The following is a 23,557-nucleotide window of genomic DNA, read 5'->3' as shown; positions in this document are numbered from 1 at the left end:
GAGCCTATTCCTCCATGGAGGTACCTCGACGGGGACATTGAGTGAGTGCCGGTAAATTAAGCATTCAGCGCCCCAAAAAGATCGCAGCCTTCGGCGGCTCCTACGGAGTGTGGCGTGCCTCAGTATCAAGGCATGCCCTGGTCGGCGTAGGAGTTGCCGAAGGCTGCGATCTTTTGCGCGCTCAAGGCGCCAGGCGGGTGCGACACCACTCGCCGTTCTGCAAGCGGTAATCGAGACGGTCATGCAAGCGGTCGGCACGCCCCTGCCAAAACTCCAGACGCTCTGGGTGCAGGCAGTAGCCACCCCAATGCTCGGGTCGCTGCACGCTCTGGCCAACAAAACGCTTGATAGTGTCTGCCAACAAAGATTCAAGCGCTGCCCGACTGGCCAGCGGCCGGCTCTGTGGTGAAGCCCAGGCGCCCAGGCGACTGGCCACCGAGCGAGAATCAAAGTACGCATCCGAGAGTTGCGGATCGAGCCTGGACACCTGGCCTTCAATACGCACCTGACGCTCCAGCCCCGGCCAGAAAAACGTCATGGCGGCATTCGGGTTAGCGGCCAGTTGCAGGCCCTTGTCGCTCTGGTAATTGCCAAAAAACGTAAAGCCGTCGTCGCTCAAGCCCTTGAGCAGCAGGACCCGGCAGTGCGGACGCCCCTCACTGTCGACCGTCGCCAACATCATGCTGTTGGCCTCGACAGGCGCGCACTCGGTGTCGCGTGCCTGCTGCAACCACTGTCGAAACATAGCCAGGGGATCGTCCAGCGCAGCCTCATCCTGCAAGCCATTAAGGGTGTAGTTGCGGCGCATTTGGGCCAGGGAAAGGGGCATCGCGGTGATCTCCGGAGGGTTTTGCGCAGTGTGCGAGCCACTGGGCAAAGCCACCTTGATCGCCATCAACATGCCGCGCCGCCCCGGCTTACTTAAGGCGAAGCCGCCGGGCCAGTTTGTGCAGATTGCTGGGATCGACGTCCAGCAGCCGCGCGGCACTGGCCCAGTTCTCCCCGGAAAGACTCAGGGCATGGAGAATTTTTTGTCGCTGACAATCGTCGACGGCGTCGCCCAAGGCCTGGAACGGCGCATCAGATGTCACCTCCAGCGGCCGCTCGACGATCATGCCCGCCGCGCCCGCCGCACTGTCGAGATCGAGGACTGGCGGCTCCAGCGTCATGATCAGCGCGCGACTGGTACCGCGACTGAGCTGTTTCAGCGCAGCGCGACTGATCACATGCTCCAGTTCGCGCACATTACCCGGCCAGCTATACGCCAGTAACGCCCGCTCGGCCGCGGGCGACAAGCGCAAACCGCGCAGGCCGAGTCGTGCCCGATTCAGTTCAAGGAAATGCCCGGCCAGCATCAACACATCATGACCGCGCTCACGCAGCGCCGGAATCGGTACCGGGTACACCGAGAGCCGGTGATACAGATCGGCGCGAAACAGGCCGTCGCGGATACTGTCCGGCAGATGCCGGTTGGTCGCGGCGATGATTCGCACATCGACATGCAACGGCTTGTCCGCCCCCAGTCGCTGGATCTCGCCGTTTTGCAAAGTGCGCAGCAACTTCGCTTGAACGCTTAGCGGTAATTCACCGACTTCATCGAGAAACAGCGTGCCGCCGTTGGCGGCATCGAAACGTCCGGCGCGGTCACTGGTGGCGCCGGAAAAGGCGCCTTTGACATGCCCGAACAACTCACTCTCTGCCAGCGACTCCGGCAACGCGGCGCAGTTAACCTGTACCAACGGTTTGTGGCTGCGCCGTGACAGACGATGCAGCCGCCTCGCAAACAGCTCTTTGCCGACGCCGGTTTCGCCCAACAGCAACACCGGCAGATCGGAGTCGGCCAGTACATCCAGCTCATTGAGCAACTGGTGCAACACCTCACTCTGCCCGAGGATTTCGCCTTCATCGGCGGGCATGCGCACGTCTTGAAGATCGCTGCGGGACAACCGCAGGCTGCGGTTTTCCTGTTCAAGCCGGGTGACGCGCACGGCGGCTTCGATCTGCAAGGTGCAACGTTTGAGTTCCTCCCGCGCACGACTGTCGAAGGTTCCGGCATGCAGTGCATCGAGGGTGATCGCGCCCCAGATCCGTCCCTCCACATACAGACTGACGCCCATGCAGTCATGCACCGGCAACGGTTCACCAACATGGTTGTCGAGCAAGCCGTCATAGGGGTCCGGCAGGCGACTGTCGGGCTCGAACCAGGTCGGCTCGCGCGACGCCATGATCGCCGCCAGTCGAGGATGCTGGGCGATGACAAACCGGCGCCCCAACGCTTCATGGACCAATCCCACGGTCGCGACCGGTCTGAGACTGTCTTCATCCAGGCGCAGCAATCCCACGGCGCCACTATTGAAGTACTCGCGCAGGGTCTGGACCAGTCGTTGCAAACGTACGGCGTTGGGCAACTCGACGATCAGGTCGGCTGCCAGGCTTTCTCGCAGCATGGTAGTAATCACCCTATATGGTTGGATTCACCCTAAAGCCTCAGGGTGACTATCACCACAACTAAAAATTAATTCATATTTATCAATTACTTAACTATGGCATGCCGAATGCAATGACCTTGGGGAACCGTTGAAATCCAAACAAGGAACCCTGATGAGCCAGACCTTACTGGAACAAAGCCTCGGCCAACTGGCCTGCGACATACCCGGTGCCACCCGGATTTTCCACACCTTCAAACTGGACTTCTGTTGCGGCGGGCATAAAAGCCTGCGTGAAGCAGCCCTTGCCAAAGACCTCGACCCGCTACTGATTGCCGATGCCCTGCACATTCTGCAAGACGCCGGCGAAACTCAGCACGACTGGCGCAACGAACCGTCGGAGGCGTTGATCGCCCACCTGCTGACGCGCTATCACGCCCGCCACCGCGAGCAACTGCCGGAACTGATCCGTCTGGCCCGCCGTGTCGAGCACGTCCACGGGGCGCGCAGCAGTTGCCCCAACGGCCTGGCCGATCACCTGACGGACATGCAACAAGAACTCGAAGGCCACATGCTCAAGGAAGAACAAGTGCTCTTCCCGATGCTGCAACAGGGCATCGGGCCTCAGGCTGCTCCGCCGATCCAGGTGCTGCGCTTCGAACACGATCAACATGGTGAAGCCCTGGAGAAGATGCTCGCGCTGACCAACCACATCACCCCGCCGGCTGATGCCTGTAACACCTGGCGTGCCCTTTATCGCGGGCTGCTGGAGTTTCGAGACGATCTGATGCAGCACATCCATCTGGAAAACAATGTGCTGTTCGTAAACGCCTTGAACCCTCACCATTGACCGATTGCCGCTCACACCAAACCCGCGCCAGCCAACCGGTTGCCGCGGGTTTTGTCTGCCGGGGACTTTTTGCGCTCAGCCATGCCAATAGAACATCGCCTTGGCGAGGATCACGATCAACACCATGTGCCCGAGGATGCTGCGGCGAATCCAGCTCGCCCGGGTGGTGGTCAGTTGAGCGCTTTTCAGCCAATACGCCAGCAAAAAGTAATGGCCGATGATGCTCAAGGCCAGCAAGATTTTCAGGCTCAACAAGGTGCCAAAACTGCTGGCCAGCGGCTGGCTCAATGCGCCCCGGTATTGCCACGCCAAGCTGATGCCGGCGCCATACAACAGCAACACCACACCGTGCAGCACCTTGCGTGAGCGCACCGCGATCGCTTGATCCGCCGTCGCTTGCCCGGCATCCGCCAACTGCTGGCGCGCGTGATGCCAGATGATGACCTCGAAAAACAGCGTCCCGATGAAGGCAATCGCCGCCAGCAGGTGTGTCACCAGTAAAAAGGGATACATCACCGGTAGCCTCCATCAGTTCACTTGATCATCCCGGATGACCGTCAACCCGGGTTCGCAGCAGCATCGGCCCGTAACGCCAGGCGTACAGCGCAAACGCCAGCGCCCAGCACAGACCCGCCAGCCACAACGCCGGCAAGGGAAAGAAGTTGATCAATACGACCCGACTGAGACACGCCAGATTCAGCAAAATGAACGCCAGGGTCATGCCCGACGGCGGTTCCAGTGCGCGGCCGGTATGCCCCAGGCTGACCCGCGCGATCATCGCCAGCACCAGGCCCCCCATCGCACCTATCGTCAGGCAATGCACCGCCAGGCTCGGGTTCAGCGGCACGCCGAAATGCCACAGCGCCATCCCCAGACACGCCAGCGCCAACCAGCCATAGGCCAGGTGCAACGACCACAGCAACGGCACGCGCCAAAGTGCCCGATCATGCCAGCGAACCAGGCGCACCAGATGCCCTGCGGCCAACACGGCGAACAGCAAACCCACCCAGACATTGGGGTTGAGCGCAGGCCCCACCGCATACAACAACGCCACCAGCGGTGAGCCCACCAACAGTAGCCAATCCAGCCAGGGCCAAGGGGCAACGCCATCGACCCGACCGAGGCCGCGCTGGGTGAAAAACGGAATGACCCGCCCGCCGATCAAACCCATCATCGCCGCCACCAGCCAGATGCCGGTCAGTACGCCTTGGCGCTGCCAGCCTTCATGACCTTCGAGCAAGCCACACAGGGACAGCCCGTCGGCCGCGGCTAACAGCAGCAACACCACCACAATCGGGTAGTTACGCTTCTGCCGCACCTTCCACAGGGTCAAGCCCATGAGAAACGCCACCGCCAGCGGAAACGCCAACTCCAGCGCCGCGAGCAACGGCCACGGCAGATTGGCCAGCCACGCCACTCGTGCGCACAACCACAGCAGCGCCAGGGCAGCCAACGGTTTGCCGCTGAGGCCGGGGCGACCGGACCAGGTCTGCACGGCGGTCAGCAGAAAGCCCGCGATAATCGCCAGCCCGAACCCGAACAGCAATTCATGCCGATGCCAGCCCAGCCAACCGCCCGCAGGCGTCCAGTTTGAGACTGAGCCGCTGAAGGCTGCCAGCCAAAGCGGTATGGCCAGCACCGCCAACAGACAGCCTGCGAGGAAAAATGGCCGAAAGGCCAGCCGTAACAGCGGTGGGATCGCCATCGCTTTACGGCGCTCAAGCACTTGCATAAAGCCACTCCTCTGCCTTGTTGCTGACCTGACACCCACCTGCAAGCGTCGAGGTAAATCCGCGGGCAATCATTGGTTATTCGCAACCAAACGCCTTTGTCGCAGATCAAGAGTGCAAGGGCCGTGCCTCCGGCACCGATCCGTGCAGGGGCTGGCTTGCGTTGTCAGCGCAGCCATCCATTTAGGGTACAAATGACCCTTTAATGGTTATTTAAACCCTAAAAAACATGGTCTTTTTTACCTCATATTTTGATGAGCCCAAGCAAACAACGGCTTGGGGGCATGGCCCGCGTCTTGCTCAGCATGGGCAACCTTATAGAAACCTTCGCCCCCTCTCGATTACCCGGAGTCGTCATGAAAAAACTCATCCAGCCACTGGCCTGGTTTGTGGTGTTGAGCTCAATCCTGGCCCTGGCCAGCAGTCTCTCTCTGGGCCTCGTCTGACGGGATAACCTCCCCTTCCTCAACCTTCAGGATGAACTTCCATGGTGCTTCATCGCGTCCACCACCAGATTCTGCGCAGTCATCATTTGTTCGAGCCGCTGAACGAAGAACAGCTGGATGAATTGATGAGTACCAGCCACCTGCTGAGCATCGACAAAGGCGAACCGCTGTTTCGTCAGGGCGAACCGGCCGACTCGTTTTATTTCGTGATCGCAGGGGCGGTGAAAATCTACCGTTTGACACCTGATGGGCAGGAGAAAGTGTTTGAAGTCATCGGCGATCGGCAAACCTTCGCCGAGGCGATGATGTTGATGGACACCCCGAACTATGTGGCCTCGGCAGAGGCGGTCTGCCCTACTCAGCTCTACCGGTTATCCAACAGCACCTACATGCAGCTGCTTCAGAGCAATAGCCGGCTGACCTTTGCGCTGCTCGGCAAGCTCTGTGTTCGTTTGCATCAACGGGTCAACGAAATCGAAACCCTGTCCCTGAAAAACGCCACCCACCGGGTCGTGCGTTATCTGCTGACGCAGCTGGTGCGCTTGCAAACCGTAGAAAGCCAATTCGAACTGCCGATGGCCAAGCAACTGATCGCCGGGCATCTGTCGATCCAGCCGGAAACCTTTTCGCGGATCATCCGGCGCCTGATCGATGAAAAAATCATCACCCAGGACGGCCGCCAAATCGCCATTCTTGATCGTCTGCGCCTGGAACAGTTCGAGTGAGTGCCATGCCCGTCTGCCTGTATTGCCAACACACGAATCCGCCACAGCAATCCGAATGCCGCCAATGCGGCATGCCGCTGCCGGTGATGGCCGAACGCGTCCAGGAACGTCGACTGCGCCGGTTCAGGTGGTTCTGCATCGGCCTGACGATCTTTTGCGTCGCGATGTTTTTCTGGCTGCCGCGCAGCATCAGTTGATGCTGCTTGATTCAAACCCGGGCTCAAGGCTGGGTCAGTTGGCGATACAGCTGCGGCAAGCGCAGGGGTAGTTGTTCAGGCTGGCGGATCAAGGTGTAGCCATTGGCGCCGAACATGTACGGCAGGTAATCCCCGGCCTCGCGATCAATCGTGATACAGAACGGCGTCAGCCCCTGACGCCGAGCCTCCAGCACTGCCTCGCGGGTGTCTTCAACACCGTAGCGGCCCTCATACAGATCCAGATCATTCGGTTTGCCATCCGTCAGCAGCAGCAACAGTTTGCTGCGCCGCCTGCTCGTGCCCAATAGTTGCGTGGCCTGGCGAATCGCCGCGCCCATGCGCGTGTAGTACCCAGGCTTGAGCCCTTGAATACGACCTCGACTGTGATCGTCATAACGCTGGGTGAAAGACTTGAGTTCCTGCAGGCGCACTTGCTGACGACGCAGCGAGGAAAATCCGTACAGGGCGAAATCATCACCCAGCCCCGACAGGGTTTCGCCGAACAGCAGCAGGCTGTCGCGGATGACATCAATGATGCGATGCTCATCGTTCAGGTGGGCATCGGTGGACATCGACACATCAGCCAGCAACAGGCACGCCAGGTCGCGGCGAGTCTGGCGTTGCTCCATGAACAGACCGCGTTCAGCGCACTGGCCATGCTCGCGTTCAACGTGAAAATCCAGCCAGGCCTGCATGTCCAGTTCTGACCCTTGAGTTTGCTGGCGTAACCATTGGCGATCATTGCGCAGGTGCTCAAACTGACGCCGCAGACGCTGTGCCGAGGCCTTCAGCCGTGGCGGCAGCGGCTGCGCCTCACAGTCACGGGGCACCATCATTTGCAGATTGACGAAGGCGTCCTGCATCTGCTGTTTGCGATAGTCCCACTCAGGCAACTTGATGCCCTCGCCCAGGGGAATATCGTCGACATCGGCGGGTGGCAAATCCAGGTGCAGCTTCAAGCCGCCGCCCTTGCGCAGCCGGGTACGCGACAGGGTCAACTCGTCCAGATCGTCGGCGACCCTGGCGGCGTCCGGGTCTTCGCTGTCATCCGACCAACGATCCAGATCCACGTGTTCGGTCCAACTGAACAGGTTCTCCAGACGCACCACCAATAGCCCGCCCGCTCGGGTGCTTTCATCAATCCGTGTGGCGCGCTTGCGCCCGCCTTTCTGCTCGCCGGGAGGCGTAGCCAGAGACTCTTCCGAGTCCTCGCCCAGATCCGCAGCCTGCGGGCTGGCAAGATGTTGCGGCGGGTACAACCACAGCGGCAGCGGCCAGGCCGCCCGTTCGCTACGGGGAAAATGTTCGACACTGCCCGGCTCGCGCAGCGCCTGGCATAACGCCCTTTCCAGTGCCGCTTCGCTGCGGTTCAACGAGGCCGGATCCGGGCGCAATTGCAGATGGGCATCGACCAGGCGTTTATAGCGGGTACGCAGCGCTGGATAGCGCCGCAACAGCCGTTGCGTCCAGCGTTGGTTGTCACGACCCCAGTGCCGCATCTGACCGGCCTGCGCTGCCAGCAACGCAAGCCAACGATAGAGCTCCTCATTGAGTGCGACTTCAGGGAAAACCGCGAGGCTCGCCGGCAGCCGAAGGCTATTCTCGTCACACCACGCCAATGGCACTTGTTTGCAGGTGCCGGCGATCTGTTGCAGTACGTTGCGCCGCAGCAACAGGTCGCGGTCACTGGCCGCTTCCACACTGATGCCATTGGCGCCGCCCATGGCGCGAAACAACAGCGCCAGCAGGCGTTGCTGGTTGGCCAGTTCGACGCGCGCTTCGGGGAAATCCGGGCTGGCGCGCCGGGTGATGAAGCGATGCCAGACACTGCCGACCCACTCTTCCAGTTCGACGGTAAAGGCCATGCTGTTTACCCTTCTTGGAAAGCCAAAAAACGGCCCGCTGTATCAGCCGGGCCGACCTTTTCTAGCCGTTATCCCGGCTCATGAAGGAACCACCGCCGCCGGGGCACGCAAAGCGGCGCGTCCCCGCTGCTTGAAGCTGAACAAGTAACAGAGCAGCCCTGCGAGGAAACCGACGCCACTGGCCAGACGGGCCCAGAACAGCACCTGCAGATGTTCGACCGTGGCCATGAACGGCAAGGCAATCCCGTCGGCGTGCCAGCGTTGCAGATAGATCTGTACGACACCGGCAGCGGTGAGCAACAGCGTGATCATCACCATCGACAGGGTCATCAACCAGAAGCCCCAGATCTCGATGGTCTGCGAGCGCTCGTCCGCTGCTTCACCCAGCCCGCGCAAGCGTGGCATGGCATAGCTGATCAAGGTCATCACGATCATCGCGTAAGCACCGTAGAAGGACAGGTGCGCGTGAGCGTTCGTCAACTGCGTGCCATGGGTGTAGAAGTTGACCGGTGCCAGGGTATGCAGAAATCCCCAGACGCCTGCGCCGAAGAAGGCGGTCACCGTGGTGCCCTTGGCCCACAGCGTCGCGACGCGGTTCGGATGTTGCCGACGACGGTTCTTCACCATGCTGAAGGCGAATATCACCATGGCCAGAAAGGGCAGCGGTTCCAGTGCGGAGAAAATTGAACCTACCCATATCCAGACCTCAGGCGCACCGATCCAGAAGTAGTGGTGGCCCGTACCGATGATCCCGGTAATCAGCGCCATGGCGATGATCACATAGAGCCATTTCTCGACCACTTCCCGGTCTACCCCGGTGATCTTGATCAGCACGAAAGCCAGCATCGAGCCCATGATCAGCTCCCAGACGCCTTCCACCCAAAGATGCACCACCCACCACCAGTAGAACTTGTCGCGGGCCAGATTTCCGGGGTTGTAGAAGGAGAACAGGAAGAACACTGCGAGCCCGATCAGCCCGGTCATCATGACCATGCTTACCGTGGTCTTGCGACCTTTGAGCAGGGTCATGCCGATGTTGTAGAGAAAGCCCAGGCACACCACCACAATGCCCATCTTGGCGATGGTCGGCTGTTCCAGATAGACGCGACCCATGGTCGGCAGCAGCTCGTTGTGGGTCAGCTTGGCCAGCCCGGCATAAGGCACCAGCAGATAGCCCAGGATCGTCAACACACCCGCGGCGGCGAACACCCAGAACAGGATGATTGCCAGCTTCGGACTGTGCAGTTCACGGTCGGCCTCTTCCGGAATCAGGTAGTAAGCAGCGCCCATGAAGCCGAACAGTAGCCATACGATCAGCAGGTTGGTGTGCACCATCCGCGACACGTTGAAGGGAATGGTCGGGAACAGAAAGTCCCCCACCACGTATTGCAGGCCCATGATCAAACCGAACAGCACCTGACCGAGAAACAGGATCAGGGCAAACACGAAGTAAGGTTTGGCCACGGCTTGCGAGGCAAATTTCAGATGCGGATTAGCGATACTCATCTCTTAGCCCTCCTTGTTTGGCGGCCAGCCATTGGTGTTGATTTTCGAGCTCCATTTGAGGAACTCGGCGATGTCATCCACCTCCTGGCCACTCAAGTTGAACTGAGGCATCGCTCGCCGGCCCGGTACGCCCAACGGCTGCATTTTCATCCAGGCATGCAGGAAAGGCTTGAAGCCCTCCTCCCCGCCGCGACGCTGGAACACGTTGCCCAACTCAGGCGCAAAGTAGGCGCCCTCGCCCAGTAACGTGTGGCAGCCGACGCAGTTGTTTTGCTCCCAGACCAACTTGCCGCGCACCACTGACTCGCTTAGCTGCGCTTCATTGGTGCGGGCGGGAAAGGTCTGTTCCGTGTGATAGGTCAAGGCCAGGAATATCAGGAAGAAGAAGACACTTCCCCCGAAGTAGATATTCCTGGCCATGCCTTTTGTGAAGGTCTCTGACATGGTCGCTTCCTCTTTGCTTGGCCCGTCCATTCTAGGAAGCGCAGGGTGGAAACCTGCTTGATGGCAATCAAGAAACTCCGATGGTTTTGGTCAGGTATTCGTCCGGTCCGACAGCCGTGGTCACAGGATCAGGGTCAAGCCCACCACTGCCGCCAACACCAGCGCCCAGCTCAGTATCAACCGGCGCCACAGTCGCGGCGCCCGACGCATCTCCATGAAGCCGTCGGCGATCAGCCAGGCCTTGCCGACCGCCACCAGCAAGATGGCAATGGACAGCCGCCACGTCGCGCCCACCTGTGCCAGCACCACCGTGCAGACACTTAACGTGGCCAGCGCTGTCCAGCAGGCCAACAGAAAACTGGAAGCTGACACAAAATGCCCTCCGTCAATTCAAAACGTAGACCAGTGGAAAAAGCACGACCCAGATCAGATCGACCATGTGCCAATACAGCACACCCGATTCAAACCCACTGCGGTTGCTCGCATTGTGCAGGCCACGGCGACAGCGCTCGGCCAGCCAGCCGAGAATGAACATGCCGAGCAATACGTGGAGAAAATGAAAACCGGTGAGAATCCAGTAGAGGGTGAAAAACGTGTTGTGCTCCATCCCCAACCCGGCACCCAGCAAATGTCGGTATTCAGTGAGCTTCAGCACCACGTAGACACTGGCGGCCAGCAACGCTGCCAACAGGAAGATGGCGCCGTGGCGGGGTCGTGAGTACCTGATTTGCTCTTGAGCCAGTGCAGCGAACAGCCCTGCGGTGAGCAGACTCAGGGTCATCGCCAGGCCGGTAGAGGTGTTGAGCAACTGACGGCTTTCGCCGAACATTTGCGGTTTGAGTGCCTGGGTCACGGCGAACGCCAGAATCAGGATGGCGAACACCGACAGCTCGGCCAGAATGAAAAACCACATCGCCAGATCGCCTGGCAGGTGGCCACGGGAAACACCCCTGGCTTCAGCCGAAGTGGACATCTACCACGTCCATCAGCGCCGCAACGGTCAACGGATCATCGCTTAACGGCTCGGCCAGACAAGCCATGCACGCCTCACGCGGGCTCATGCCGGAGCGGATCATTCGCGCCGTGAAAATCAGCAGCCGCGTCGAGGCGACTTCCTCCAGATCATGTTGATCGAGCCGGCGCAGGGCCTGCCCCAGCCTGACGACTTGCGCCGCCAGCGCGCTGTCCACCTGAGCCTCCCGGGCGACAATGCGCTCTTCATCGGCCACGGGCGGATAGCCGAAACGCATCGCCACGAAACGTTGTCGGGTACTGGGTTTCATGCCTTTGAGCAGGTTCTGATAACCGGGGTTGTAAGACACCACCAGCATGAATGAGCGCGGTGCCTGCAACACTTCGCCGGTGCGTTCCAGGAACAACTCCCGACGATCATCCGCCAGCGGATGCAGCACCACCACGGTGTCTTGGCGCGCCTCGACCACTTCGTCGAGGTAGCAGATGCCCCCTTCTCGCACCGCGCGGGTCAACGGTCCATCCTGCCACCAGGTCCCCTGGGCACCAATCAGATGGCGGCCAATCAGGTCGGCAGCACTCAGATCATCGTGGCAAGCCACGGTGTACAGCGGCAGTTTCAGCCGATGGGCCATGTGCTGGACGAAACGGGTTTTGCCGCATCCCGTTGGCCCCTTGATCAAGACCGGCATGCCGTGTCGCCAGGCTTGTTCGAACAGCACCTGCTCATTGTTCAGCGGTTGGTAGAAGGGTTCGCAAGACGGGATACGGTCCATGGGCTTCCTGTTCCAAAAGCGGATTCAAGGAACACGCTACGGGCGCCTGCGACAACCTGGCAAGTGACATGGCCGGCAAACTTGATCGCCGTCAAGCGAGCATTGGCCTGCTCGGGCATAGCCTTGCAGCGCACTAAGAACCTGCGTTCTGCGCTGCCGTTCCAGCACATCGCAAAGGTCTTGCCTGAGGAGAAATGGAATGCTGATCAGCAATAGAAAAACGTCCCGCCAAAGCCTCGATCCATTGCGTCAAACAGTGCGTGAAAACCGGCCTTTTTGATCACCGCCCAGATAGGCATCAAATGCCATCGCCGCACTGCGCATCATCAAATGCCCGTGGGGCAACAACACCAACGCGTCTTGGTGAATCTGCAGCAATCCGTCGCGAACATGCTCGTCCAGTTGCGCCAGTGCATCGGCAAAATACTCGGTAAAGCAGATGTCATGGCGCACTTCAAACTTGCCGAAGTCGATCCGACCGTGACACATCAGGTCGCTGATCACCTCGCGACGCAGCAAATCGTCCGCGCTCAAACGGTAACCCCGATGCACTGGCAACAAGCCTTGATCCAGACGGGCGTAGTACTGCGAGAGTTCCTTGACGCTCTGGCTGTAACTGTCGCCGACCTTGCCGATCGAAGACACCCCAAGGCCGATCAAATCGCAGTCGGCATGGGTTGAGTAGCCCTGGAAATTGCGCTGCAACGTGCCATTGGCCCGGGCCAGCGCCAGTTCATCGTCCGGTAAGGCAAAGTGATCCATGCCGATATAAACATAACCGGCGTCGGTCAGACGGCGGATGGTCAGTTCAAGCAACTCCAGTTTGCGCTCCGGTGGCCGCATGTCTGCCGGACGAATCAGCCGTTGCGCGCGCACCAGCTCCGGCAAATGAGCGTAACTGTACGCCGCAATCCGGTCCGGACGCAGCGCGATGATCTTGCCGAGGGTGACATCGAAACTTTTCACGGTTTGCAGTGGCAGGCCATAGATAAGATCGACGCTGACCGACTTGAACTGCGCCTGGCGCGCCGCAGCGACCAACGCATGAATTTGCTCTTCACTTTGCTGGCGATTGACCGCGGCCTGCACGTCGGGATCGAAGTCCTGTACGCCAAAGCTCAGACGATTGAACCCCAGCTGACGCAGCGACTGGATCTGCTCGGCGGTGATGGTACGAGGGTCGACCTCGATGGAAAATTCATGGTCATCGCTGTCATCCATGTCAAACGCCTGGTGCAGGCAGTCCATCAGGTCAGCCAGTTGCTCGCTGGTCAAATAGGTCGGCGTGCCACCGCCCAGGTGCAGTTGCGTGAGTTTGCGTGTGCTGTCGAACAAGGCGGCCTGCATGACGATTTCACGCTTGAGGTACGTCAGGTACTCGACGGCGCGATGGGTTTTGCGGGTAATGATTTTGTTGCAGGCGCAGTAGTAACAAAGGCTCTTGCAGAATGGAATGTGGATATACACCGACAGTGGCTTTGGCACAGCCGCCAGGTTGCTGTCGGAGGCGGCACGTTGATAGTCATCGACGGCGAACGCCTGATGAAACTGCGGCGCGGTCGGGTAAGAGGTATAACGCGGCCCGGGGCGGTCATACTTTTCGACCAGGGCGCGATTGAAATCGAATGAAGGCTTCATGATCAATCAACTCGTAGTTGGGTTAATGCCTCGCACCGCCCAAATCCTTTTCAAACAGGTTGCATATGGTATCCACTTCCGGCCGACCGGCAGAAAGAATGCTGATGAAACGGTCCGACAGCTCAATCAACCCATCGCGACTCAATTGCTCCAGCACAGGCCAGATGGATGAGAAGTACTGGCGAAAAATCAATCCATAGCGCGTCTCGATGGCGTGGATATCCAGCTCCAGATCGCACGCCAGTCGCTCCATGACCATTTGCCTGACCTGCCCCCCCGACTCACAGCGCCAGCCACGACACGTCGGCAGTTGATCCATGTCGAGTTGCTGCTGATAACGTTCAAGTGCGTCGGTGTTCTGCGTATACAAATCGTCGATCTGACTGATACCACCCAGACCGAACCCGACATGATCGCAATACCCATGACGGGTAAACCCCTGACAGTGGCGGCGTAACCGGCCTCGCTCTTGAGCAATCGCCAGATCATCATCGGGCCGGACAAACTGCCCCAGGCCGATGTAGTGATAACCCGCTGAAATCAACTGATCAAAGCAGATCTGGCGCATCGCGCCTTTATCATCCTGGCAGCACAGCTCTCTGATTTCGTCCCCAGTCACCGGCCGATAGCGTTGTGGTGGCCGGGCATAGTCAAACACCAGCAGCCTGTCCGGCTCCAGTTCGATGATCGTCGCCAGTTTCAGCGAGAAACTCTCTGGCGTCTGCCAGGCACGGCCAAACCCCAGATCAACATTGATGGATCGATAGCCAAAGGTTCGAGCGGCATCGATAAGCGAATGGATCGGTGCCGGGTTCTGGTAGCAGGCCACTGACATCTCACTGTCCGCACCGATGTCCGGAACACCGATGCTCACGCGGTTGAATCCCTGGTCGCGCAGTACGCCCATGGTCGACCAATCGGTATGGTGAAGATCCACCTCAACACTGTAGTCGCCGCACTCATGTTCAAGAAAATTGAACCGATCACGCAGATGATTCATCAACCGCTTTAGATGGGCGGTGGCGGGTGTTCCGCCCCCAGATGAAACTGCTCGACCCGTTGCTCGGCACCCAGGTGGCAACCGACCAGGTCGATCTCATGTTCCAGACGCTGAAGATACTGTTCGATACCGCTGTGCTCGCATGAACTATCGCGAGGGGAACAAAATGAAGGTTTGACGTTAGAAGGTAACTGCACGCTCAGGGACAGCGGACGTCGCTTCTGCCGACTGGCGCGCAATGCACGAAGCAAATCCAGAGAGCCAATGGCGTCATGAAACTTTTGGGTGTCGACATGGCCGTTGGGGTCGAGCACACCTTGATCGTGCCGAACGCTCAGCTCGCCGGGGTTGTGAAACAAATCGAGCATGACGGGTCTCCGAGACTGGCTGCGGATCAACAGTGTCCGGGATTGGCGATCAATGCTCCTTGATTTGCATCAAGCACGAGCCTGGTGCTTGCAAGACACACCTTCGGTCATGGCCGGTCACCACGTCAGATAAAACATACCCTTGGCCAGCAGTACGATGACGACCATATGGCAGAACAGACTGCCATGGATGAAATGCAGGAATCGAGCGCTCATTCGGTCGCTTTTGAACAAAAACATGGCGGCCAGAAAATGCAGCAGGACGCTAATGGCGACAATGATTTTCACCATCAACAATGTGCCGAACGATGAGGCCAGTGGTGATGCAAGGGCTGGCAAATAACGCAGCCAGACCATGCCCAGCCCCGCACCGAACAACACCAGCAGAACCCACGGAATCAGCGTGCGAGCGCGTCGACCAATGCCCTGCTCGACCAGCAGCATCACCTTGACGGGCAATTGTTTGCGGATGCTTTCCAGGAACAGGACTTCGAAGAACACCGTGCCGATAAAAATCAGCGCGGCAAACAGATGCAATGTCAGAAACAGCAGATAGATCATGGAGTTCTCGCCTTCAGTTCAGCGGGGCGCGGCTCACTCATGCAGAGAGAAACGTCAATCCCATCGTTGCGCCGCCTCGCGATCACTGTTGCGAGCCTCGACCCAATGGGAGCCCTCGGCCACCCGCTCTTTCTTCCAGAATGGCGCACGGGTCTTCAGGTAGTCCATCACGAACGCACAGGCCTCGAAGGCCGCCTGGCGATGACTACTGCCGATGCCGATAAAGACGATCGGCTCCCCCGGTTGCAGCGCTCCGATTCGATGGATGAGCACCAGTCCAAGTAACGGCCAGCGCTGCCGAGCTTCGTCAGCGATCTTGCCAAGTACCTTTTCGGTCATGCCGGGGTAATGCTCAAGAAACATCCCGGCGACTTCTTGTCCGGCATTGAAGTCACGCACATACCCGACAAAACTCACCACGGCGCCAATACTCAGGTTCGACGCATGCAGGGTGTTGATTTCGACGCCGGGGTCAAAGTTGCCTGTCTGGACTCGAATCACCGATTTATCCCCCCGTCACGACAGGGAAAAACCCCACTTCATCACCGTCGCTCAACGGCTCATCAAGGCCACACATGTCCTGATTGCGGGCGCACATGAGGTTCTGTTCGGCCAGTATCCGCCAGGCTCCGGAACGATTGGCCAAGTGCTGGCGCAATTGATCGACAGAGGTGAAGTCACCTTCAATCGTTTCCTCGCCACATCCCAGCGTTTCGCGATACCGCGAGAAATACAAAACATTCAGCTTCATAGTTCCTGCGCCTGATACCAACCGCTCTTGCCGCCCCGTTTCTCCAACAACCGCACAGATTCGATACTCATGCCCCGGTCCACAGCCTTGCACATGTCATAAAGCGTCAAGGCCGCCACACTGACAGCAGTCAGCGCTTCCATCTCGACACCGGTCTGCCCGGCCAACTTGCACCGCGAAACAATGCGTACGCGATGGTCACCTTCAAGACTCAACTCGACGTTGACGCTGCTCAAGAGCAGTGGATGACATAGCGGAATCAACTCGCTCGTGCGCTTGGCCGCCTGAATGCCAGCAATGCGCGCTACCGCAAACACGTCACCTTTAGGGTGAGCACCACTGACAATCAGTTGCCTTGTCTCGGCAAGCATATGTACCCATGCCTCAGCCACCGCCTCTCGGGACGTCACGCTTTTATCCGTGACATCGACCATGCGCGCACGCCCCAGAGAGTCGAGGTGAGTCAGCGTAACTTCACTCATGAGCAATAGGCCTTGTATTTTCGCACCAGGGGCTGGACACGTTCGACAAACCAGCCTCGCCATTGAAGCTGTCGGTTTCTCCGGAGAATACAGAGCAGGCCAACTGATGCCGTTGACATCAATCAAGAAACTCGCAAACCCCGCCGGCAGCTCATGGCGGATGTGTTTTACGTTGTTCATGGATAACTTCGCGACACCATTCGTCGCCTATGAAAACGTGGCGCAGGGTAAGCGACCATGCCTGGCTTAAGGATTGCTAAGTACGCCCGTAGCGGCCCCAGAACGACGTAATTCTGACGCGGCGGCAATCAAAATTAATGCTTAAGGACTTCAGCGATACGCTTGGTCAGTCACCGGAGATGTCACGTGTCAACTCTCAATGAAATCGCAGCGAACCACGCGAGAATGGCTAAGGTAAACGAAGAAAAGTCGACCGGACTGAGTGAGCGACACCTTCAAATCGTGGGTAACTTCGAAATCCCGTCCATCGATGCGCAACAGCACATTGCGCTGCACCTGATCGTCGGAGCGCAGGACAATCACCTCGTACACGCCCAAGGACTGGGATTACACCCAACCAGCGGACTCCACTGAATAACCTTTGGGATCTCAACCGTTAGGGCGCTGACGCCCAGATAACGTTCGAGCTATTGATGACGGGACACCGATCAGGGTTAATCTCGCGCTCGCGATGAAGCCAGACCTTGGTTCGCTCGACATCAAATTTTCGCTCGTTACTTTCCCTCATGACGATGCCAGATACGCCGAAATGCCCGCACTCAGGGCAAATCAGTTCAACGCCATCCATTCCGGACTCAATACATCGCGCGTCTTCCGAGCAGATCAAGCACCACATGAGCCACTCCCAAGCATCTGTCTGTTTCCACGACCAGGCAATCTGGCCGCCAACTCAATACCGTACCGCCGAGCAGCGCCGAACGTCTTCCAGGCGCTGACTTCTCGCCGACCTTCACGGTGCAGGTTGCCAATTAATAGACCTTTTCCAACCGTCACGCTACCTCGACGAAAAGGAGAGTTTTCCAGGGACAGGCCAACGCCTTTGGCGCTGCATCGACAGCACTCACCCTGTCGCCGAGGCATCGTGCAGCCGGTTCCGCACTCACGAATCCCAAAGACAACAAAGCCCAGTATCCGACTGGGCTTTGTCATTCCGTTGACTTCATCTTTTCGGAGGTTTTTTAGGGCTATCCAATCGACCACTCTCCAGCAAATCCTTGTACTTCAACGCATCTGCTTCACTGTGATAGACGCCTACGAGAACATCGCCTTGAAATACATCCCACATCCTGACTCCCGCGCTAGTTGATTCATGAGACATGTGATGCTCATCGCGCTCTTTGATAGTAATGACCATTTGCACATCCTCTGGATTGAGGCAGGTAAGGTATTTTTTACTCCAGTAATCCCCAAGATTCCATACCGATACGGGCTGCGCATCACTGCCGAGAATAGCGAAGTAACCGCGCGGGACTCAAAAGCCGGCCAACCCCAGCTCAAGCGTCATGGCTCGACAAATGGAAGTGGTGCATCGGCGTCACGCCGCACAGCAAAGACATTCAACGTCATCGCCACCAGTGCGTAGTAGCCAAGGACACCGATCAACTCGACCACCGCCGGCTCACCAAATGCCTCGATGGCTTCGGCGTACAGCGCATCATCAACACGACGATTCACATAGAGTGCCTTGCCGACGCGATACACCAGCGACTCGTCTTCACGCTCGAAATCAGGTGCAGCCTGTTGCCGCAGCGCCTCGATAACCGTATCCGAAACGCCAGCCTTACGCGCAATAGGTTCGTGGATTTGCCACTCAGCCTGAGACTGCCACCAGGCGGCAGTAAACAGGATGGCCAACTCCGTCAGGCGCAACTCCAAACGCGTGCTGTACCGACAAAACGCACCGAGTCGTTGCGCATGGTTCGCCAGTTCCGGGCTATGAATCCAGGCCAGGAAAGGACCGTCCAGGTTGCCCCGGGGGCCACTGAGAATCTCCTTGAGAACGGCGCGTTGAGCATCATCCATCTGATCTTCAGCAAGCGCGCCGAGGCGTGATTGAATGGCCATACCCCAAACTCCTTAAGGAAGGTCTGAAGTAGTCAGCGATTTTTGATGCCCTCGTTGGTAGAGGTTCAAAAAACGCTGGCTGGTCAGAAATCAGACCTTTCCTATTCTTAACTCATCGTTTCACCCTTGAGCGACGCCTTTTCAAGGCGCTTTTCCCGCATTACAGGCGCATCTCTCCCGCGACCAGCAGCCGTTTTCGCATCATCCACAGGTTCGACAGGGCAAATAGCGTGGCCTGTTGCGCGGTGTTTTTCATCAGGCCGCGAAAGCGCACTTTCGTATAGCCAAACTGACGCTTGATCACTCGGAATGGATGCTCAACCTTCGCCCGGACTTGTGCTTTCGCATATTCGATTTTGCGCCGCAGGCGCCCGATCAAACTCTTTTTCGCGTGTTTTTTATAGCTGCTGGGCCGTGCGGCAATCGACCAGATCATCTTGCGATTCTGATGCTCAGGACGCTTGTCCACACCGGTGTAACCGGCATCGCCAGACACGTATGATTCCTCGCCATGCAGCAACTGATCGACCTGCGTCACGTCCGCCACATTGGCCGCCGTGCCCACCAGGCTATGCACCAAACCCGACTCGGCATCGACGCCGATATGCGCTTTCATCCCGAAGAAATACATGTTCCCCTTCTTCGTCTGATGCATTTCGGGGTCGCGTTTACCCTCTTTATTCTTGGTCGAACTCGGCGCATGAATGATCGTCGCATCGACCACCGTACCTTGGCGCAACATCAGGCCACGGTCGCCCAGATAACCGTTGATGACCTGCAAAATCCCGCCGGCCAACTCATGTTTTTCCAACAGACGTCGGAAGTTGAGGATCGTGGTTTCATCGGGAATCCGATCCAGATGCAGCCCCGAAAACTGGCGCAGGATAGTGGTCTCGTACAGCGCTTCTTCCATCGCCGGATCGCTGTAGCCGAACCAGTTCTGCATCAGATGAACCCGCAACATCGCCATCAATGGATACGCCGGACGACCACCTTCGCCTTTCGGATAATTCGGCTCGATCAAGGCAATCAGACCCTTCCAGGGCACGACCTGATCCATCTCGATCAGGAAACGCTCGCGGCGGGTCTGCTTACGTTTGCCGGCGTACTCGGCATCGGCGAAGGACATCTGTTTCATCGGGGCTCAACCGTCGTGTTCGGATCAGGCGGCTATTTCACCAAATCTGAAAGTCTTTTTCAGAGTTTCCTTAAAGACTTTTCAGTGTGCTGCGAATGGCATTGACCAACTTCATGGCTATCTCGTCCAGATGGCTGTCATCAAGGATAAAAGGTGGCGCCAAAAGAATGTGGTCACCGTACTGTCCATCAACGGTCCCCCCCATGGGGTAGCACATCAGACCTTCGGCCATGGCCGCTTTCTTGATTCTCGCGTGAAGCTTGAGTGCAGGGTCAAAAGGCTTTTTGGTTGCACGGTCGACCACCAGTTCCACACCCTGAAACAAACCTCTGCCCCGAATATCTCCCACGTTCGGATGGGTGCCCAACAATTCAATCAAGCGTTCCTGCAAGCCTTGCCCCAGTTCGTTGACCCGAGCCAACAAGCCGCGTTTCTCAATGACTTTCTGTACCGCAAGCGCCGCGGCGCAAGCCGTGGCATGCCCTATGTACGTGTGGCCGTGCTGGAAGAATCCGGAACCATTGGCTTGATGGCCGTTGGATAGCTCTGCGTAAGGCTGCGGTGAAAAACGTGGCTCATGATCCCTTCCAATGCTTTTGCACATAATAATTGACCGAGAGTGATTGCCACGGCTGAAGTGGCAGCAGGGCATAGCATTAAAGTCATTGCACTGACCGATTCTGCGTGGAGCGTGAGGGCGGGAGTAATTCAGGGTCAATAGCGCTGTCGTCACTTGACAACCTGCGCATTTGGCAATAAGCAAGATGGGCATATGGCAAAAACGAATACCCAAGCTGAAAATATCTCAACGATATAAAAAAAATAGAATACGCTAACCATTGATACCCACGTCTGATGGCAGGATTTCATGTTGACAAGGAAGGTTTCTTTTTTTTCCGCCGGGTGGACCGATGCCAAACTCAAAGTCGGACATGTCATCCTCTTTGTTGCTGTCGTATGCGTCTCACTAATAGCGATAAGCACGTGGGGAGTTTTCAACTCCCTGGAGTACCATTTGCACGACAAGGAAACCGAGATGTCAAATCTCTCGAAGACTTTATCGTCCAATATCGAGGCAACCCTTACTCAGGCCGACACGGTACTTATAGGGGTCAAGGAACGGCTGGAAACTGAAGGCAGTGACGCAGAAAACCTAAAAAAACTGGAAGAACTACTTAAAATACAACAAAAACGCCTGCCTCAAATACATGGTTTCTTTGTCTATGATGAACAGGGACGCTGGCTGCTGAATTCAAACGGCGTCATCCCCGCCAGTGCAAACAACTCAGACCGCGACTATTTCATTTATCATCGCGATCATACGGACCCAGGACCTTATCTGGGCCCTTCCATACGCAGTCGTTCAACAAATGAATGGATCATGACTGTATCGCGCCGCGTCAATCATCCAGATGGGAGTTTTGCCGGCGTCACGATAGCGACCATTTATCTCAACTACTTCCTCAGTCTTTACGAGGGTGTAGACATCGGAACGAACGGCCTCATCAATCTGGTGACCTCCAGCGGTAACATTGTGGTGCGCAAACCATTTCGCGACCAGGACATCGGGATTAACATATCAAAAGGAGAGGTGTTCGCCCTGCTAAAGCCTGACGTAAAGTCAGGCACGGCGACCATAAAATCGTATATAGACGGCGTAGAGCGGGTCATAGGCTTTCGACGCATTAATGGGTACCCTCTTATTGTCGTCGCCGCATTTGATAGAGATGAAGTACTGGCTGACTGGCGGAGCGAATCCCTTGCCAGCCTGATCATATCCTCCATATTATTAATAATCCTCAGCTTTATTGGCTATCGACTCATCACGCTCATGAGCCAGCAAATTCAAGCGCAAAGAGAACTGCAAGCCTCCCAAAAAGACTACATTGAAGCCAATAAAATCCTTGGCTTAATGGCCCTCGAAGATGGACTTACGAGGCTTGCCAACCGACGTCATTTTGATTTTTTTATCGAGGCCGAGGTTGCCAGGAAAAAACGCAAGAAGTTAGACGGTACTGCACTGATCATGATCGACGTTGATCTCTTCAAGCTCTACAACGACCTATATGGCCACGTACAGGGTGATGAGTGCCTGAAGGCCGTGGGCGCAATAATCAGAAAGCATGTCAACCGAATCGGCGATCTTGCCGCCCGGTACGGCGGGGAAGAATTTGCCATTGTACTTTCAAACACAGATTATGTTGGGGCTTTCCTGCTGGCCGAAAAGATCCGACTCGATTTAGAGCAGAGTAAAATACAACACCGTGAGTCTCCGCTAGGGGTGGTCACTATTAGTATTGGCATTAGTTCACTTTCCGAACTGGAAGTCGATACGGCAGAGGGCCTGGTAGATATCGCCGACAAAGCGCTGTACATCGCCAAGTCCAGCGGAAGAAACAGGACCGTCATTTCAAATTAGCAAGGATGGCAAACAACCGTAAAAAGCAGCCAAGTGCATTGATTGCGCTGGCTGCCTCACCCGATTGAAGCAACAACATCCTCCCTCTAATCCGACGTTACCGATTGCCTGGAGCGATTTGGCAGGCCGGCCGTTCTCTCTTCGGCGTCGCGATGCAATAAGGAAACGTTGTAATCGTAGGTCGATATCAAGGGCACTGGCTCATCATTCCGAGCCATCTCAAGCCATCGCCTTGTGCGCTCGAGGTCAAAGGACTCGTGCTTCAACGTCATTTTAGCAACAAGATTCGCCGAGACCCTGAAGTGTCCACAACCGGCTGGGCATTTGACCTCTGACCAGTCTCCCAGCGCGTGAACAGTCCTCGCGGCAGCCTGACAAATTAAGCACTTCATATGAGATCTCCCTATCGATGACCTCTCAACTGTAGCCGATCCCCGGCCAATGACCTCGACTCATGCCCACAGAAAACCAAATCACCGCGAAACAGCAGCAGCGCGCCGATCCCTCTCCATCAGGTCATCCGAATTATCGGCGACCACAGGCGTTGGTTCTGCTTCAATAAAAAAGCCGGGCAACCCATGGTTTTCCCGGCTTTTTGAACGCTTTGCGCTTAGCGGATTTTGTCGGCGGTCGAAGTCACTGCCTTACTCAAACTTTTTGCATTGTGATCTCCGGGCGTAGTCGCCGAGATAGCAGTAGCTTTCGTCACCCCTCGTGTTGCTTTCGAGTGTGCAATACCCGAAGTGACCGCCCCATGACCACGATGGTGATGATTGCGATCACGTCCAAGGTGGTTACCGCTCACGCCATGGTCTCGAACAGCCCTGCCATCGTGATCGGTTTCCTGACCTTCAGCGCGACCATTGCTCTTGGCACCCGCTGAGTGACCGTCACCCGCATGAGCACCACCGCCGCCGTGACCACCACCGTCTTTAGCATAGGCCGTGCCCATGATCGACAATTCGGCAGGGAGTAGCGGCGCGGCAGCAAGCATCAACGCGCACGACAAAACCGCAGCTAGCTTCTTGTTTTTTAAAGGCATGATTGATTCCGTGAGGGTTCGTTTTTTACAGATTGTCTGACAAAAGCGGCTACCTGTAGTTCAGAACGAACGACGAACGGAAACATGACCCTACGCTTATGAAATCGGCTGCACTGCGGCTCGCGGATGGCCGTCG

General features: G+C 57.3%; 25 protein-coding genes and 1 pseudogene. 5 read left to right on the top strand and 21 right to left on the bottom strand.

Going from position 1 to position 23,557, the window contains the following annotated elements:
• Positions 1–181: 181 nt before the first annotated feature.
• Both pdxH and norR read right to left on the bottom strand, forming a co-directional pair.
• Entirely contained in the window at positions 182–829 is a 648-nt protein-coding gene (gene pdxH, locus BLL42_RS25215) for a pyridoxamine 5'-phosphate oxidase (RefSeq protein ID WP_071555852.1), read from the bottom strand.
• An 88-nt stretch (positions 830–917) separates the two neighbouring features.
• Positions 918–2,447 carry a nitric oxide reductase transcriptional regulator NorR gene (gene norR / locus BLL42_RS25210; RefSeq protein WP_071555205.1) on the bottom strand — a complete coding sequence of 510 codons (1,530 nt, stop codon included), beginning with the start codon at positions 2,445–2,447 and terminating at the stop codon, positions 918–920.
• 154 nt (positions 2,448–2,601) lie between these two features.
• Here norR and ytfE point away from each other — a divergent pair, with 154 nt between their 5' ends.
• Positions 2,602–3,276 (top strand): iron-sulfur cluster repair protein YtfE, encoded by a 675-nt coding sequence (gene ytfE / locus BLL42_RS25205; protein ID WP_071555203.1) that lies wholly within the window; start codon positions 2,602–2,604, stop codon positions 3,274–3,276.
• A gap of 75 nt (positions 3,277–3,351) precedes the next feature.
• Here ytfE and BLL42_RS25200 read toward each other — a convergent pair whose 3' ends face one another.
• Both BLL42_RS25200 and BLL42_RS25195 read right to left on the bottom strand, forming a co-directional pair.
• Positions 3,352–3,789 carry a hypothetical protein gene (locus BLL42_RS25200; RefSeq protein ID WP_071555201.1) on the bottom strand — a complete coding sequence of 146 codons (438 nt, stop codon included), beginning with the start codon at positions 3,787–3,789 and terminating at the stop codon, positions 3,352–3,354.
• Between the two features lie 28 nt (positions 3,790–3,817).
• Entirely contained in the window at positions 3,818–5,008 is a 1,191-nt protein-coding gene (locus BLL42_RS25195; protein ID WP_071555199.1) for an NnrS family protein, read from the bottom strand.
• A 485-nt stretch (positions 5,009–5,493) separates the two neighbouring features.
• Here BLL42_RS25195 and BLL42_RS25190 point away from each other — a divergent pair, with 485 nt between their 5' ends.
• Positions 5,494–6,177 carry a Crp/Fnr family transcriptional regulator gene (locus BLL42_RS25190; RefSeq protein WP_071555197.1) on the top strand — a complete coding sequence of 228 codons (684 nt, stop codon included), beginning with the start codon at positions 5,494–5,496 and terminating at the stop codon, positions 6,175–6,177.
• Positions 6,178–6,182: 5 nt separating this feature from the next.
• The gene (locus tag BLL42_RS25185; protein WP_081427364.1) at positions 6,183–6,374 is read left to right on the top strand and encodes a protein DnrP; all 192 of its coding nucleotides are present in this window, start codon (positions 6,183–6,185) and stop codon (positions 6,372–6,374) included.
• 23 nt (positions 6,375–6,397) lie between these two features.
• Here BLL42_RS25185 and BLL42_RS25180 read toward each other — a convergent pair whose 3' ends face one another.
• The 12 genes and pseudogenes from BLL42_RS25180 to moaC form a co-directional block, all read right to left on the bottom strand.
• Complete coding sequence (locus tag BLL42_RS25180) at positions 6,398–8,239, bottom strand: nitric oxide reductase activation protein NorD (RefSeq protein ID WP_071555193.1); 1,842 nt, start codon at positions 8,237–8,239, stop codon at positions 6,398–6,400.
• 78 nt (positions 8,240–8,317) lie between these two features.
• Positions 8,318–9,745, bottom strand: coding sequence for a cbb3-type cytochrome c oxidase subunit I (locus tag BLL42_RS25175; RefSeq protein WP_071555191.1), 1,428 nt, complete (start codon positions 9,743–9,745; stop codon positions 8,318–8,320).
• A 3-nt stretch (positions 9,746–9,748) separates the two neighbouring features.
• Positions 9,749–10,189: a c-type cytochrome gene (locus BLL42_RS25170; protein WP_071555189.1), complete on the bottom strand. Its 441-nt coding sequence runs from the start codon at positions 10,187–10,189 to the stop codon at positions 9,749–9,751.
• 120 nt (positions 10,190–10,309) lie between these two features.
• Positions 10,310–10,561 carry a cytochrome C oxidase subunit IV family protein gene (locus BLL42_RS25165; RefSeq protein WP_071555187.1) on the bottom strand — a complete coding sequence of 84 codons (252 nt, stop codon included), beginning with the start codon at positions 10,559–10,561 and terminating at the stop codon, positions 10,310–10,312.
• A gap of 13 nt (positions 10,562–10,574) precedes the next feature.
• Complete coding sequence (locus tag BLL42_RS25160) at positions 10,575–11,162, bottom strand: cytochrome c oxidase subunit 3 (RefSeq protein ID WP_071555185.1); 588 nt, start codon at positions 11,160–11,162, stop codon at positions 10,575–10,577.
• Positions 11,146–11,937 (bottom strand): CbbQ/NirQ/NorQ/GpvN family protein, encoded by a 792-nt coding sequence (locus tag BLL42_RS25155; protein WP_071555183.1) that lies wholly within the window; start codon positions 11,935–11,937, stop codon positions 11,146–11,148. Before BLL42_RS25155 ends, BLL42_RS25160 begins: the two co-directional genes overlap by 17 nt.
• Before the next feature lie 249 nt (positions 11,938–12,186).
• Positions 12,187–13,575 carry an oxygen-independent coproporphyrinogen III oxidase gene (gene hemN / locus BLL42_RS25150; protein WP_071555181.1) on the bottom strand — a complete coding sequence of 463 codons (1,389 nt, stop codon included), beginning with the start codon at positions 13,573–13,575 and terminating at the stop codon, positions 12,187–12,189.
• A 22-nt stretch (positions 13,576–13,597) separates the two neighbouring features.
• Positions 13,598–14,943, bottom strand: a pseudogene (locus tag BLL42_RS25145) (oxygen-independent coproporphyrinogen III oxidase).
• A 117-nt stretch (positions 14,944–15,060) separates the two neighbouring features.
• A complete protein-coding gene (locus tag BLL42_RS25130) occupies positions 15,061–15,504 on the bottom strand; it encodes a CopD family copper resistance protein (RefSeq protein ID WP_071555175.1) in 444 nt (147 codons plus the stop codon).
• 54 nt (positions 15,505–15,558) lie between these two features.
• The gene (gene moaE, locus BLL42_RS25125; protein WP_071555174.1) at positions 15,559–16,005 is read right to left on the bottom strand and encodes a molybdopterin synthase catalytic subunit MoaE; all 447 of its coding nucleotides are present in this window, start codon (positions 16,003–16,005) and stop codon (positions 15,559–15,561) included.
• A gap of 4 nt (positions 16,006–16,009) precedes the next feature.
• Complete coding sequence (locus BLL42_RS25120; protein ID WP_071555172.1) at positions 16,010–16,255, bottom strand: MoaD/ThiS family protein; 246 nt, start codon at positions 16,253–16,255, stop codon at positions 16,010–16,012.
• Positions 16,252–16,737 (bottom strand): cyclic pyranopterin monophosphate synthase MoaC, encoded by a 486-nt coding sequence (moaC, locus tag BLL42_RS25115; RefSeq protein WP_071555851.1) that lies wholly within the window; start codon positions 16,735–16,737, stop codon positions 16,252–16,254. Before moaC ends, BLL42_RS25120 begins: the two co-directional genes overlap by 4 nt.
• A 366-nt stretch (positions 16,738–17,103) precedes the next feature.
• On the opposite strand from moaC, the gene BLL42_RS25110 reads away from it, so the two are divergent.
• Complete coding sequence (locus BLL42_RS25110) at positions 17,104–17,331, top strand: hypothetical protein (RefSeq protein WP_071555170.1); 228 nt, start codon at positions 17,104–17,106, stop codon at positions 17,329–17,331.
• 586 nt (positions 17,332–17,917) lie between these two features.
• On the opposite strand, the gene BLL42_RS25100 is transcribed toward BLL42_RS25110, so the two are convergent.
• From BLL42_RS25100 to BLL42_RS29330, 4 genes are all read right to left on the bottom strand, one after another.
• Positions 17,918–18,112, bottom strand: coding sequence for a hypothetical protein (locus BLL42_RS25100; RefSeq protein ID WP_071555166.1), 195 nt, complete (start codon positions 18,110–18,112; stop codon positions 17,918–17,920).
• A gap of 146 nt (positions 18,113–18,258) precedes the next feature.
• The gene (locus BLL42_RS25095) at positions 18,259–18,822 is read right to left on the bottom strand and encodes a carboxymuconolactone decarboxylase family protein (RefSeq protein ID WP_071555164.1); all 564 of its coding nucleotides are present in this window, start codon (positions 18,820–18,822) and stop codon (positions 18,259–18,261) included.
• A gap of 160 nt (positions 18,823–18,982) precedes the next feature.
• Positions 18,983–19,960: an IS5 family transposase gene (locus BLL42_RS25090; protein ID WP_071550144.1), complete on the bottom strand. Its 978-nt coding sequence runs from the start codon at positions 19,958–19,960 to the stop codon at positions 18,983–18,985.
• A gap of 70 nt (positions 19,961–20,030) precedes the next feature.
• The gene (locus BLL42_RS29330) at positions 20,031–20,564 is read right to left on the bottom strand and encodes an aminotransferase class III-fold pyridoxal phosphate-dependent enzyme (protein ID WP_236721933.1); all 534 of its coding nucleotides are present in this window, start codon (positions 20,562–20,564) and stop codon (positions 20,031–20,033) included.
• A gap of 432 nt (positions 20,565–20,996) precedes the next feature.
• On the opposite strand from BLL42_RS29330, the gene BLL42_RS25080 reads away from it, so the two are divergent.
• The gene (locus BLL42_RS25080; protein ID WP_236721932.1) at positions 20,997–22,379 is read left to right on the top strand and encodes a sensor domain-containing diguanylate cyclase; all 1,383 of its coding nucleotides are present in this window, start codon (positions 20,997–20,999) and stop codon (positions 22,377–22,379) included.
• Positions 22,380–22,989: 610 nt separating this feature from the next.
• On the opposite strand, the gene BLL42_RS25070 is transcribed toward BLL42_RS25080, so the two are convergent.
• Positions 22,990–23,421 carry a hypothetical protein gene (locus BLL42_RS25070; RefSeq protein WP_071555158.1) on the bottom strand — a complete coding sequence of 144 codons (432 nt, stop codon included), beginning with the start codon at positions 23,419–23,421 and terminating at the stop codon, positions 22,990–22,992.
• Positions 23,422–23,557: the final 136 nt, after the last annotated feature.

The sequence above is a fragment of the Pseudomonas frederiksbergensis genome, from assembly GCF_001874645.1.
In the GTDB taxonomy this organism is placed as follows: Bacteria; Pseudomonadota; Gammaproteobacteria; order Pseudomonadales; family Pseudomonadaceae; genus Aquipseudomonas; species Aquipseudomonas frederiksbergensis_B.
This window is presented reverse-complemented; position numbering and strand designations above follow the sequence as displayed.